General features: G+C 49.0%; 11 protein-coding genes. 4 read left to right on the top strand and 7 right to left on the bottom strand.

From position 1 onward, the window contains the following. The first annotated feature begins 69 nt into the window (after window positions 1-69). On the top strand, window positions 70-1,377 hold the full coding sequence (gene eno, locus PRU_RS05735; protein WP_013063709.1) for a phosphopyruvate hydratase: 1,308 nt from the start codon (window positions 70-72) through the stop codon (window positions 1,375-1,377). Window positions 1,378-1,473: 96 nt separating this feature from the next. Here the strand turns inward: eno and PRU_RS05730 are convergent, their stop codons facing one another. After that, entirely contained in the window at window positions 1,474-2,979 is a 1,506-nt protein-coding gene (locus tag PRU_RS05730) for a pectinesterase family protein (RefSeq protein ID WP_143040067.1), read from the bottom strand. Window positions 2,980-3,164: 185 nt separating this feature from the next. On the opposite strand from PRU_RS05730, the gene PRU_RS05725 reads away from it, so the two are divergent. Further along, a complete protein-coding gene (locus PRU_RS05725) occupies window positions 3,165-4,343 on the top strand; it encodes a PDZ domain-containing protein (protein WP_041385782.1) in 1,179 nt (392 codons plus the stop codon). A gap of 22 nt (window positions 4,344-4,365) precedes the next feature. Next, window positions 4,366-4,683 (top strand): heavy metal-binding domain-containing protein, encoded by a 318-nt coding sequence (locus tag PRU_RS05720; protein ID WP_013064104.1) that lies wholly within the window; start codon window positions 4,366-4,368, stop codon window positions 4,681-4,683. A gap of 20 nt (window positions 4,684-4,703) precedes the next feature. On the opposite strand, the gene PRU_RS05715 is transcribed toward PRU_RS05720, so the two are convergent. The 3 genes from PRU_RS05715 to PRU_RS05705 form a co-directional block, all read right to left on the bottom strand. Further along, on the bottom strand, window positions 4,704-5,810 hold the full coding sequence (locus PRU_RS05715) for a radical SAM protein (RefSeq protein WP_013063390.1): 1,107 nt from the start codon (window positions 5,808-5,810) through the stop codon (window positions 4,704-4,706). Window positions 5,811-5,816: 6 nt separating this feature from the next. Next, on the bottom strand, window positions 5,817-6,221 hold the full coding sequence (locus PRU_RS05710; RefSeq protein ID WP_013064066.1) for a ferritin family protein: 405 nt from the start codon (window positions 6,219-6,221) through the stop codon (window positions 5,817-5,819). A 152-nt stretch (window positions 6,222-6,373) separates the two neighbouring features. Next, complete coding sequence (locus PRU_RS05705) at window positions 6,374-7,120, bottom strand: peptidylprolyl isomerase (RefSeq protein ID WP_013064635.1); 747 nt, start codon at window positions 7,118-7,120, stop codon at window positions 6,374-6,376. A gap of 142 nt (window positions 7,121-7,262) precedes the next feature. Between PRU_RS05705 and PRU_RS05700 the strand changes: the two genes are divergently transcribed. Further along, on the top strand, window positions 7,263-10,478 hold the full coding sequence (locus tag PRU_RS05700; RefSeq protein ID WP_013065268.1) for a S41 family peptidase: 3,216 nt from the start codon (window positions 7,263-7,265) through the stop codon (window positions 10,476-10,478). Here PRU_RS05700 and cobT read toward each other — a convergent pair. From cobT to cobS, 3 genes are read right to left on the bottom strand one after another with little or no spacing between them, the layout of a single operon-like run. Next, window positions 10,475-11,548: a nicotinate-nucleotide--dimethylbenzimidazole phosphoribosyltransferase gene (gene cobT, locus PRU_RS05695; RefSeq protein WP_041385780.1), complete on the bottom strand. Its 1,074-nt coding sequence runs from the start codon at window positions 11,546-11,548 to the stop codon at window positions 10,475-10,477. The genes PRU_RS05700 and cobT overlap by 4 nt on opposite strands. 26 nt (window positions 11,549-11,574) lie before the next feature. Then, window positions 11,575-12,084, bottom strand: a complete 510-nt coding sequence (gene cobU / locus PRU_RS05690) for a bifunctional adenosylcobinamide kinase/adenosylcobinamide-phosphate guanylyltransferase (RefSeq protein WP_041385779.1) — start codon at window positions 12,082-12,084, stop codon at window positions 11,575-11,577. Next, a complete protein-coding gene (cobS, locus tag PRU_RS05685) occupies window positions 12,081-12,860 on the bottom strand; it encodes an adenosylcobinamide-GDP ribazoletransferase (RefSeq protein ID WP_013064988.1) in 780 nt (259 codons plus the stop codon). The genes cobU and cobS overlap by 4 nt, the downstream gene beginning before the upstream one ends. Window positions 12,861-12,919 lie beyond the last annotated feature (59 nt).

The following is a 12,919-nucleotide window of genomic DNA, read 5'->3' as shown; positions in this document are numbered from 1 at the left end:
CTTCTTTTTTTCGCCGTACCTTTGCAGCGCAATTTTGTTAGTTATTAGTTATAATTGTAAGAAGAAAAAATGAAAATTGAAAAGATTCATGCGAGAGAGATTCTCGATTCAAGAGGTAATCCAACAGTAGAGGTAGAAGTAACACTTGAGAATGGTGTAATGGGTCGCGCCGCTGTACCTTCAGGTGCATCAACCGGCGAGAACGAAGCCCTGGAACTGCGCGATGGCGACAAAGAGCGCTATCTGGGCAAGGGCGTTTTGAAGGCCGTTGACAACGTAAACAAAGTGATTGCACCTGCGCTGAAGGGAGACTGCGTACTGGAACAGCGTGCCATCGACTATAAGATGCTGGCTCTCGACGGAACTCCCACCAAGTCGAAACTGGGTGCCAACGCTATCCTCGGTGTATCGTTAGCTTGTGCTCAGGCTGCAGCTAAGGCACTGAATGTACCTCTTTATAGATATATAGGCGGCTGCAATGCATACACCTTACCCGTGCCTATGATGAATATTGTAAATGGTGGTGCACACTCTGCAGCCCCTATCGCTTTCCAGGAGTTTATGATTCGTCCTGTGGGTGCCAGCAATGAGCGCGAGGCCATCCGTATGGGTGCTGAGGTATTCCATAACCTGGCCAAGCTGCTCAAGGCACGTGGACTGTCAACAGCTGTAGGTGATGAGGGAGGCTATGCGCCTAACTTCGACGGCATTGAGGATGCACTCGACACCATTGTAGAGGCCATCAAGAAAGCTGGTTATGAGCCTGGTAAGGATGTAAAGATCGCTATGGACTGCGCCGCATCGGAGTTTGCTACCTGCGAGAACGGACAGTGGTTCTATGACTACCGTCAGCTTAAGAATGGTGCGAAGAAGGATCCTAACGGCAAGAAGCTCTCAGCCGATGAGCAGATTGCTTATCTGGAGCAGCTCATCACCAAGTATCCTATCGATTCTATCGAGGACGGACTGGATGAGAACGACTGGGATAACTGGGTAAAACTGACCGAGAAGATTGGCGACCGCTGCCAGTTGGTAGGCGACGACCTGTTTGTGACCAATACCAATTTCCTGGAGAAGGGTATTAAGATGGGCGCTGCTAACTCGATACTGATTAAAGTGAACCAGATTGGTTCGTTGACAGAGACCTTGGAGGCTATTGAAATGGCTCACCGTCACGGCTACACCACAGTGACTTCTCACCGTTCAGGTGAAACAGAGGACACTACAATTGCCGACATCGCAGTAGCCACAAACTCTGGGCAAATCAAGACTGGTTCACTTTCTCGTACCGACCGTATGGCCAAGTACAATCAGCTGATTCGTATCGAGGAAGAGCTGGGCAGTACAGCTGCTTACGGCTACCAGCGACTGAAATAAGTGAATTAACTTTTTGAGTAAATCATTTATAATAAAACAACTTAAAAATGCAGATAAGCTGTGAAGCTTGTCTGCATTTGTATTTCCTATATAATCTTAAATCCCATGGTAAAGTACCCAGTTGGCATCCGAGTATTTTCCAATCAGCTCGGCATCGCGGACTGGATGCAGTTGACGCATGAGAGGGTTACGTTTGGTAGTATCTACAGGATATCCTTCGGTATCGTGACTGTTAAACTCGAGGATGGTGGCTGTTTGGGCACCATTATCAATCACGCCCCAGCCTCTTGCAGGGATGTTCTCGAGTGTGCAGTTGAGTAGTACGCACTCGGCATGGGGATAGTTACGCCCCTTATTGTCGGGTAAACGACCCAATTCTGCGTAATCCGACAAGCCTTTGAAGTGACAATCAACAAACACGTTACCATGGTTTTCGGCAGTGTTGCGTATCCACATAAACGCACCATAGCTGGTTATCGTACAATGATTAAAGAATGAAGGACCTCGACCTAATATCGTATCGCCGCCACCATCAATCTGGCAGTTTAACCAGTAACAGCTACCATTGGCCTGCAGGGCATCGCCGTCGCCGATAACATGAACGTTTTCAAAGTAGTTCCGTTCGCCATTAACCAAGAGTCCTTCGGCCTGACCTTTACAATCGGTCTTAATGGTGATATCCTTGAAAATCAGATCGCTACAGTTGTCGGCTGCAAAGGCTGCTCGTCGTGATGGGAATGTGCCACGCACCTCGTTGGTCTTGATATCAGATGGATGAGGATTAAACACCTCGTTATTGGGGTAATGGATAACCACGCTATCGCGTGTTTCGCCTTGGATGGTTACAAAGCGCTTGTTGCGGAAATATACCAACTCCTGATAATCGCCATTTTTTACCTGCACGCAATAACGGCTGTATTCTGTAGCTAGCGAATCAGGGATAAAATCCATGGCACCTTGTATCGTAGAGAAATCACCTTGTCCATCGGCAGAAACTGTTAGCGTGCGTTTATTTGCATCGGGAGCTTTACTTTTTGTCTTGAAAGACCACGCATTTTTTCCTTTTATACCTTTAAAACCTTTAATGACGTTGTTATCAATGGTTACGTAATATTCGTGCCCGTACTCCAACATGTTATGATGTAGGTAGATGGTAAAGCGGCGCTCGTGAGCGATGATGGGGTAGAAGTGGAAGGCATCGGAGAATCCGCCAATGATATCCAACTGATAGCGCGACCTATCGATAGCGTTTACGCCCGATGGTGTTCCGGCTTTGGTGTTGCGGTTGGTGATGTTTTGTGATGCCTTATACGTATAAGGTATAGACGTGTATTGTGCTGCAGGATTACGCGACTGTCCTTGTGTAGGACCGGCAGGTATGCTTAAGTCTAAGCGATCAACCAGTTTGCCCGATTGTTTATCGTAAACCGAGATGAAACCTTTCTGGCCGATCGAGGCAGTGTCGGAAAGTGTGAGCTCCAAATGGGTATCGATATTTACATCCTGTGCCCCACATGCGGGTTGCATTTTTACCATACTTACCTGAGCCAATGCGCTATTACTGGCTCCAATCACCAGTGCAAAAATCAGTTTTTTTATCATCTTGATTGCTGTTTGTTTTTGATATTTATTGTTTGTTTTCGCTGACAAAGGTACATATTATTTTGTTTACCACCAAATATTGCTTCTTTTTTTATGCTAATTACCAAAAAACGCTAATATTTTTGGGCCTTTCAGAAATTATGCTTAATTTTGCAACAGATAGGATTATTTAAAAACGCTATTTTATGAAACTGTTATCAACTATCATACTTGCATTAAGCAGTCTGAATGGCTTGGCACAGAATAATGCCAACGATAATACGATGCCGTTTGTGTATCATGGACATATCTATCTGCAGACTATCATTAACGATAAGCTGCACGTAAATACGCTGTTTGATACAGGTGCAGCTAACATCTTTGGTATCGACAGCGTAGCGCTTGCGCAATCTTTCTGGCATCCACAGAAAGTAGGTAAGGCCAGAGCTGGTGGTGCCGCAGGATCGACCATGGTACGTGTGATAGCCGATGGCACCAAGGTACAGATGGGAAATGTGGTGCAGCAATATCAGATAGTGCCGATATTTAAGTTGCGCGACATTGTAAGTCGCCATGTGGATGGTATCTGGGGTATCAAGGATATCTCGAAATATCCGCTCGAGATCAACTTCGAAAAGCAGTATCTTAAGCAGTACACCAGCACCAAGCCCAATACCGAGGGCTATCAGCAGTTACCCATAAAATACGAGAATAATAGGATTATGCTGCAGGCAGAAGTACAGTTGGGTGGCAAGAAGATACGTGGCTGGTACTTGATGGATACGGGCAGTGGTGGTTCGGTTACCTTTACGTCGGGTGCCGTGACCGAGTTCGCTCTTGATAAGATTGAAGGCAAGCGCTACCTGGCAGATATGGCTCAGCCTGGCATTGGCGACAAGGCGATGGAGACATCGGTTGAAATGATGAGCGACCATATATTGATAGGTGGCGACACCATCCGTTATACTGATATCAGCTATGTACCCGAGGGGGTAGGGGCTATGAGCGACCGACCTTATCTGGGTATTATCGGTAACGACGTTTGGGATAGGTTTAACATTATTATCGATGCCCAGAACCTGAAACTTTATCTGCGCCGGCATAAGGCTGATGACCCCATCGGTAAGAGATATGGTTACGGCTGGCGAAACCGTACGGATATCTGTCGCGGTTGGGTGGTGTATTATATGAACCACTCGAGCGAGGCCCATGAGGCTGGTGTAGAGATCGGCGACACGATTACCACCATTAATGGTCGCGATGTAAAGGATTACACCTGGGACGAGGAGGAAGCCTTGCACAAAGCACCACGCCACGAACTTGATATCGTGACGCCACAGGGCCAGCAGAAACATGTGATACTTGACGCAAAAGAATATTGGTAATAATAACTTAAATTTTAAAATTATGGTACTTTCAACAACTCCAACAATCGAAGGTCACACTATCCGTGAGTATAAGGGTGTAGTGACAGGTGAAACAATCATCGGTGCAAACATGTTTAAAGACCTGTTTGCTGGTATTCGTGATATCGTAGGTGGTCGCGCCGGTAGCTATGAGAAGGTGCTGCGCGAGGCCAAGGACGAGGCTATGCGCGAGATGATGGAGCGCGCCCAGATGTTAGGTGCTAACGCTATCGTAGGCATCGACCTGGATTACGAAACCATTGGTGCTAACGGCTCTATGCTGATGGTAGCCGCCAGCGGCACTGCAGTTGTGCTATAGCTTAATCTACTTGAGCTTATTTATTTGTTCATCATCTGTTCTATTTCTTCGCGGTGCTCAAAGAGGGTACAGCCGCCTGTGTGCTCCCAACCTAATGCACGGGCAGCTCTAATCTTCTTGAATAAAGGTGATTTAAGTGCCTGTCGTACACCAAGTTCTAATACATTACTATCGCTAAATGGAGAGAACGGACAGGGCTCGGCCGATCCATCTGGACCGATATGGAAGAAGCCGCGACCTGAGGCCAGACAGCCACCTAAAGCCTTCTCGTCACCGGGGAACGACAGGAAGATAATATCCTGATACATCGTGCGGCGTTCTTCGAGTACCTGCTCCATCTGGGCCACATGTGCATCGCTAAATGCCAAATGCTCAGTGCCTGGTTCTGTGGGCACATACTCGATATAGAACACGATCTTACAACCATAGCCGCGTAGCTGATTAATGAAATCAGCAGATGTTACCAGCTGCATGTTCTCGGTAGTAACGGTGATGCTGGTACCAAAGAAGAGATTCTCGGTCTTCAGCATCTCCATCGACTGCATAGCACGCTTGAACACACCCTGACCTCGACGCTCGTCGGTACCGATGGCAGTACCCTCAAGACTGATGATAGGCACCATGTTCAGATTCTTACGCAGAAACTCCATGTACGATGGACCAATCAGTGTGCCATTGGTAAAAATGGGGAATATCATGTCCTTAACCTCAGCCACCTGCTCCAGAATATCCTTGCGCATCATAGGTTCGCCACCAGCCAGCAGCGAGAAGTTGATACCCATCTCAGCAGCCTCCTCAAAAATGTGGCGCCACTGCTCGGGAGTAAGTGTGGCCTTGCGGTCGGACTCTTTATCCTCGGCTATTCCGTTGGAGCGGGCATAGCAACCCTTGCAATGCAGATTGCAGGTGGTTGAGATACTACTAATTAAGAAAGGTGGCACATCTAAACCTTCGCTTTCTGCCATCTTCTTACGGCGTTTTTCCGATTTCTCGAACAGGCGCTGCATCTTGAAGGCAAACTTCGCTTCACGGGGATTACTCAGCACATTCTTATAGGCTGTAGCCATGATATTGCGAATGCTGCCATTCATGTATTCTGCCAAATTGATGGCACTCTGACTATCCATACTGATTTACTTTTTATACTTGCTAATCAACTCTGTAAGCGTATCACCATGATGACGTTCCTGCTTGGCAAACACATCCATCTCGTTGGCTGCTTCATCCAGTCCTACAGCACGTAATGCCTGAGCAAACTGGTTTACCTGCTGCTCGCCGTGATATTCGCCCTTGGCAAAGTTCTCGGCAATCTTCCAGATATCGCTATCGTACTTAGCCATCAGGGTAGCATAGAATCCTGCATGTACTGCCTCTTGATTCGCCATCTCAATAAACGTAGCTGAAACTTCTTCGGGATAGCCCTGTTCGCGAGCCATTCGAGCCAGCGCATAATAAACCATTACTCCCTGCGCCTCGGCCTTAGCAGCTCCGTCGCACAGCTTTTCAAAATCGGTACCTTTCGTTTTTCCGTAAATCATTGTACTTAATATATATTGTTGTTTTTGTGATGTTATCAACTTAAAAGCGGTGCAAAGGTAATAAGAATAATTTATATCGCAAGCGATTTAGATAACACTTTAAGAAGAATTAACTAAATATCGCTTGCGATATGAATAACAAATAATATGTATTATCTTCTTTTCTTTGGTGCTACTTTACGTTTGGGAGTAGCTTTGGGAGCAGGTGGGGCAGGGAGGTCCTTTGTAACGGTGGCCTTCAGGATGCGGATATCCTCTAAGGGGCGGTCGTTCTTATCTACGGCCACACCTTGGATAGCTTCGACTACATCCAAACCCTCGATAATCTCACCAAACACGGTGTACTGACCATCCAGATGGGGCGTGCCACCGATGGTTTTGTAAACTTCACGCATCTCAGGTGTAATCTTTACCTGGCCATTGGTAATCGAATCGATCTTCTGCTGGGTATAATCCAGTCGGCGATCGTCGTACACCTTACCCCAAACCATGTAGAACTGACTGGCACCAGAACGGCGCTCGGGATTCTTTTCGTCGCCTTCGCGTGCAGCAGCTACCACACCTCGACGATGGAATATCTTAGGTAAACGGAACTCAGCCTCGGTAGTATAATCGTAATCACCCGAACCTAACAACTGTCCGGGTTTTGCTTTCTTACTGAAGATATCGCCCGTTTGGATCATAAAATCCTTAATCACACGATGGAACAGCAGCGAATCGTACGAGCCCATTTTGGTAAGCTTCAAAAAGTTGTCGCGGTGCTGTGGTGTCTCGTCGTAGAGTGCGATACGGATGTTGCCCTTGGTGGTTTCGAAGAGCACTTCGGCTGTAGTGGTCTGAGCGCAGAGCTGGCTCCAAGCCAGACCTAAGGCGCATGCTAAAATAGAAATTCGTTTCATATTGAATGGTTTTTGGCTGTAAAAGTAACAAAAAGTAATGAAATAAGCGAAAAAATAGCGTATTTTTTTGCATTTTACGTATTATTACTTATCTTTGCATCTGTTTTCGCGATGATAACAACAATAAACAATAAATAACGACATGAAAACAAGTAAAATGCTTTTGGCTGCCGGGCTCCTGATGACGGGGCTGAGTGTGCATGCCGAAGAAGGACCGCTGTGGATGCGGTACACGGCCATCTCGCCGGATGGCAAAACGATTGCCTTTGCTTATAAAGGCGATGTCTATACGGTAGCTGCTTCAGGCGGAAAAGCCCGACAGCTGACCACTAATGCGGCTTATGATGCCTGTCCCGTGTGGAGTCCTGACGGCACCAAGTTGGCCTTCGCATCAAGTCGCGAGGGTAGCATGGATGTGTATGTGATGGATGCCCAGGGCAGCGAGCCCGTGCGACTGACCACCAACAGCACCGACGAGATGCCTATGGTTTGGCGAGGCAACGAACATGTGTTGTTCTCGGCTTCGTGGATGCCATCGGCACAGTCGATTCTGTTCCCTGGCGAGAATCAGGTGTACGAGGTGAGCATCAAGGGCGGTCGTCCTCGCATGTTCTCAACACTGCCAATGGAGGATATCAGCTTTGCCAAGGATGGTCGTATATTGTATCACGACTATAAGGGTTACGAGGATCCTTTCCGCAAGCACCATCAGAGTCCTATCTGTCGCGACATTTGGATGATGCAGGATGGACACTACACCAGACTGACCGACTTTAAGGGCGAGGATCGTACACCACGCTGGGCTGATGCCAACTCGTATTATTACACCAGCGAGGAAGATGGTACTTTTAATGTGTATCGCCGAAATATCGACGGCACAGGTAAAAAGCAGCTCTCGCACCACACAATGAATCCCGTACGCTATCTCTCGGTAAGCAACGAGGGTACACTCTGCTACAGTCAGAATGGCGAAATTTATACCTTGAAGGAAGGTTCTGAGCCACAGAAGGTAAAGGTAACTATTACCGGCGACCGTCAGGACAAGGACCTGATTCGTCAGTTGCGTTCGAGCGGTGTCACCGAAATCAGTCTTTCGCCCGAAGGCAAAGAGGTGGCCTTTATTCTGCGTGGCGACATCTTTGTGACATCGGTTGAGTATAAGACCACCAAGCAGATTACCAACACCCCACAGCAGGAGCGCAGCGTGAACTTCAGCCCCGATGGTCGCAGTCTGGTATATTGCGCTGAGCGCGGTGGCGTATGGCAGATTTATCAGACCAAACTGAAGAATAAGAACGAGAAACTCTTTACTTACGCTACCTCCCTGCAAGAGGAGCGTCTGACACAGAGCAATGAGACTTCGCTGCAGCCACAGTACAGTCCCGATGGCAAGGAGGTAGCTTACTTCAAGAACCGTGCCGAGCTGTGCGTGATTAACCTGAAGACCGGACTTGAGCGCACTGTGCTGGATGGTAAGTACAACTACTCGTACAGCGATGGCGACATCTGGTTTGAGTGGAGTCCCGACAGCAAGTGGCTCTTGGCCAGCTATATCGGCACAGGCGGTTGGAACAGTAATGATATTGCCCTGATTAATGCCAGCGGCAATAGCGAGGTGCACAACCTGACCGAGAGTGGCTACAACGAGGGTGCTGCCCGCTGGGTGCTGGGAGGCAAGGCCATGCTGTTTGAGAGTGACCGTGCCGGCTATCGCAGTCATGGCAGCTGGGGTGCCGAGAGCGACTACTACGTGATGTTCTTCGACGTGGATGCCTACGACCGCTTTACCATGAGTAAGGAGGATAAGGAAATACTGGAAGAGGCTGAGAAGGAGGCTAAGAAGAATGAAAAGGCTGACGATAAGGACAGCAAGAAGAAAAAGGACAAGAAGAAGACAGCCGAGAAGCCCAAGGCAGAAAAACTGCTCACCTTCGACCTGGATAACCGCCTCGACCGTATCATTCGTGTGACTGACAATTCAGGTCAGATGGGTGATGCCATCCTGAAGGGCGACACCTTGTACTATCAGGCTTCGTACGAGGGTGATAACGACCTGTGGGTGCACTACATCCGTGAGGATAAGACCGAACGGCTGATGAAGGGTGTCGGTCGCGGACGTATGCAGGCTGACAAGAAGTTCGACAACCTGTTCCTGGCCACACGCGGTGGTATCAAGAAACTGGAGCTGGGTAAGAAATCTACCAAGAATATCGATTTCGAGACCGTGTTCAACTATCGTCCTTACGAGGAGCGTGCCTACTTGTTCGACCACATCTGGCGCCAGGTTAAGGATAAGTTCTATGTAGAGAATCTGCACAATGTAGATTGGGAAAGCTATCGTGATAACTATCGCCGTTTCCTGCCATATATTAATAATGAGTACGACTTCAAGGATATGCTGAGCGAGATGCTGGGCGAGCTGAATGCTTCGCACACCGGTGCACGCTATTATCCCGCCGGTGCCGCACTAAGCACTGCTTCGCTGGGCGTGTTTATCGACCAGAACTACGAGGGCGACGGACTGCGTATCGAAGAGGTTATCAAGCGCTCGCCACTGGCTCAGAAGAAGACTGGTGTGGTGGCTGGTTGCGTGATTGAGGCTATCGACGGTGTAGCCATCAAGGCTAACGACGACTACTTCCCACTGCTGGATGGAAAGGCTGGAAAGCGCGTACGTTTAACCATTCTGAATCCTTCAACCGGTAAGCGCAGCGACGTGACCATCAAGGCTGTCGGCCGCGGCACCATGAGAGAACTGCTGTATAAGCGTTGGGTGGACCGTCAGCGTGAGATGACCGACAGTCTCTCGGATGGCAAGCTGGCCTACGTGCATGTAAAGGCTATGGATAGTCACAGCTTCCGTACGGTTTACCGTGAGCTTCTGAGCGACAAGAACCGCAATCGTGTTGCTGCTGTAATTGACGAGCGTCACAACGGTGGTGGTTGGTTACACGACGATTTGTGCACCCTGCTGAGCGGTAAGAAGTATCAGGAGTTTGTGCCTCATGGTAAGTATGTAGGCTCTGATCCTTATAACAAATGGCTGAAGCCATCGTGCGTGCTGATTTGCGAGGATGACTACAGTAACGGACATGGTTTCCCATGGGTATATAAGGAGCTGAAGATTGGTAAGCTGATTGGTGCACCTGTAGCCGGAACAATGACTGCCGTTTGGTGGGAGACCCTGCAGAACGGAATGATTTTCGGTATTCCTCAGGTGGGCTGTCGCGATATGCGTGGTGTGTTCGGCGAGAACACTACACTGAATCCTGATATCGAGGTGTATAACACACCCGAGGATTACATCAACGGTCGCGACCGTCAGTTGGAGCGTGCTGTAAAGGAAATGCTCCGTTAAAAATACTTGGTGATATTGGCGTTCTCGAAGTTGTTCATCTCGTTCATCATCCGAACGGCTGAATCAACTATCGGGAATGCACAGAGAGCACCAGTGCCTTCGCCTAATCGCAAACCCAGATGCAGCAAGGCATTTGCACCCATCGCATCGAGCATGCGCTTGTGGCCGCTCTCATCACCACAATGTGCAAAAATCATGTAGTCCTGAGCGGCAGAATATAGCTGAATAGCAGCCAACGCACAGGCCGTCATAATAAAGCCGTCGACGAGTATCACCAGATGCTTTTCGGCGGCTTTTAGCATGGCGCCGATAGCAGCTACCATTTCGAAACCACCAAAATAACTGAGAGGTGAGAGGTGAGAGTTCTCGCCTTGCGAGCGACCTGAGGTCGAGCGGAGATTTGAGAGGTGATAGTTGTTGACGGCTTGCGAGAGTACTTGATATTTATGCTGGATGCCGGGGGTGTCTAGGCCGGCTCCGGCACCGATGCAGTCTGCTAAGGGAATGCCCGTGAACAGGTGCATCCAGATGCTGGAAGGCGACGTGTTGGCAATACCCATCTCACCGATACTGAGCACACGACAGCTTTCGGCCACGCAGTCGTCAACCAAGTCGCTGCCTATCTGGATGGCGCGGTCGAACTCGGCCTCACTCATCGCGGGTTCATAGAGGAAGTTCTTGGTGCCGCGGGCTATCTTGCGATCGATGATACCATCGATGCCCGATAAATCATAATCCACACCCACATCCACAATACGCAACTTGAAACCATGCTGCCTACAGAACATGTTCACACCGCCACCGCCATGGGTGAAGTTGATCATCTGCTGCCAGGTGACCTCGCGTGGCGACACGCTCACGCCTTCGCGCTCGATGCCATGATCGCCGCCCAACAGCAGGTGACAGGGGTGGGCGAGACTCGGTTCCAGCGTCTGCTGAATCAAACATATCTGTAGGGCCAACTCTTCCAATCGGCCCAGTGAACCTTTGGGCTTGTTCAGGTTGTCAATCTTTGCCAGAATACTTGGCTTAATCGTTTGGTCAACGGGTTGAATTGCGAATGACTTCATTTTTTTAGGCACGGATTAACAGGGATTTATTTGATTTTTACTGGGATGCCGCTGACCATGAGGATAACCTCGTCGGCCTTCTGGGCGATGTATTGATTCATCCAACCTTGCAGGTCGGTAAATCGCCGCTGCAGTTGGTTGGTGCTCACACCACCCAGTCCTATCTCGTTGGTCACGAAGATATAGGTGGCATCGGGAGCGGTGAATTGGTCGAACTCTTGTTTCGCTGCTGTTAGGATTGTGTCGATGTCGGTGGTTTCAGTCGAAATCCAGTTCGTCAGCCACAGCGTCACGCAGTCTATCACCACCACACGCCCCGTGAGGTCGTGCTTCGAGAGGTATTTCTCCTCCTCGATATTCGTCCACTCCGGACCGCGGCGCTCTTGGTGCTTACGTACTCGTTCACGAAACTCATCGTCCCAGATATGGGCGGTGGCTAAGTAAACGGGATTCGCGCTCATTTGCAGCGCTAGTTCTTCGGCTTTGGTGCTCTTACCCGAGCGCTGACCGCCTGTAATCAATATAATCTTTTTCATTGCGTACAAACAACCAAATAAACACTCAACTCAACCAACAGGCAAACGGCACCGCAGCAGTCGCCGGTATAGCCGTGAATCTTGCGCCAGATGAGCAGATAAAGGAAATACATCACGAGGGCAGGAAGGAAGATAATCAGATCCCAGCGCATGCCCGTGTACCAGATGTAAGCCGCCATTGGCAGGAGCCCTTGAATGGCTAACCCTATACCAGCCTTTACACTGATTTTACGATATACGGTACGAGCTTTCGACTCCTCGATATTGCGGGCATATGGCATCATAATGATGAGTTGCGAAGTAACCATTTTGGCATATGGATCGGCGACCAAGATGGTGAGTGCAGCCAAAGCGGGAGGCATGGCGAACAAAGCAGCAAATAGCAACAGTTCGTAGCAAATCAAACCGATAACGCCATAGGTGCCGATATGCGAATCTTTCATGATGGCCAAGATACGTTCGCGGTTACTGCCGCCACCACCAAAACCATCCAGAAAGTCGGCCAATCCGTCTTCATGAAGCGCGCCTGTCAGCAGGAGTCGTACCACGATGGCCAGCAATACGGCTATCGAATAAGGTAGATACCAACTGCCGAAATAGAGCGTGGCAGCCATGGTGCCGCCGGTGAGCCAACCTGTCAGTGGCCAGTGTTCCACTACCGTGGCATAACAAGCCTTAGGCGGCTGATGCAATCGCCAGAAAGGCAACCGCGTAAAAAATATCAGTGCCGCCCATATCCTGTCGTACCAATGTGTCTGATCAATATTTATCTGCATAATTTTCGTTTTTGAGGGCAAAGATATGAAAACTTTTTGTACTTTTGCACACACGAAAC

It is taken from the genome of Xylanibacter ruminicola 23 (assembly GCF_000025925.1).
GTDB lineage: Bacteria > Bacteroidota > Bacteroidia > Bacteroidales > Bacteroidaceae > Prevotella > Prevotella ruminicola.
Note: the sequence above shows the minus strand (reverse complement) of the source record. Positions and strands in the feature narration are given on the sequence as shown.

Bases quoted from the DNA above. Each gene is read 5' to 3' on its own strand.
- eno (WP_013063709.1), top strand. From the start codon at position 70: ATGAAAATTGAAAAGATTCATGCGAGAGAGATTCTCGATTCAAGAGGT.
- PRU_RS05730 (WP_143040067.1), bottom strand. From the start codon at position 2,979: ATGATAAAAAAACTGATTTTTGCACTGGTGATTGGAGCCAGTAATAGC.
- PRU_RS05725 (WP_041385782.1), top strand. From the start codon at position 3,165: ATGAAACTGTTATCAACTATCATACTTGCATTAAGCAGTCTGAATGGC.
- PRU_RS05720 (WP_013064104.1), top strand. From the start codon at position 4,366: ATGGTACTTTCAACAACTCCAACAATCGAAGGTCACACTATCCGTGAG.
- PRU_RS05715 (WP_013063390.1), bottom strand. From the start codon at position 5,810: ATGGATAGTCAGAGTGCCATCAATTTGGCAGAATACATGAATGGCAGC.
- PRU_RS05710 (WP_013064066.1), bottom strand. From the start codon at position 6,221: ATGATTTACGGAAAAACGAAAGGTACCGATTTTGAAAAGCTGTGCGAC.
- PRU_RS05705 (WP_013064635.1), bottom strand. From the start codon at position 7,120: ATGAAACGAATTTCTATTTTAGCATGCGCCTTAGGTCTGGCTTGGAGC.
- PRU_RS05700 (WP_013065268.1), top strand. From the start codon at position 7,263: ATGAAAACAAGTAAAATGCTTTTGGCTGCCGGGCTCCTGATGACGGGG.
- cobT (WP_041385780.1), bottom strand. From the start codon at position 11,548: ATGAAGTCATTCGCAATTCAACCCGTTGACCAAACGATTAAGCCAAGT.
- cobU (WP_041385779.1), bottom strand. From the start codon at position 12,084: ATGAAAAAGATTATATTGATTACAGGCGGTCAGCGCTCGGGTAAGAGC.
- cobS (WP_013064988.1), bottom strand. From the start codon at position 12,860: ATGCAGATAAATATTGATCAGACACATTGGTACGACAGGATATGGGCG.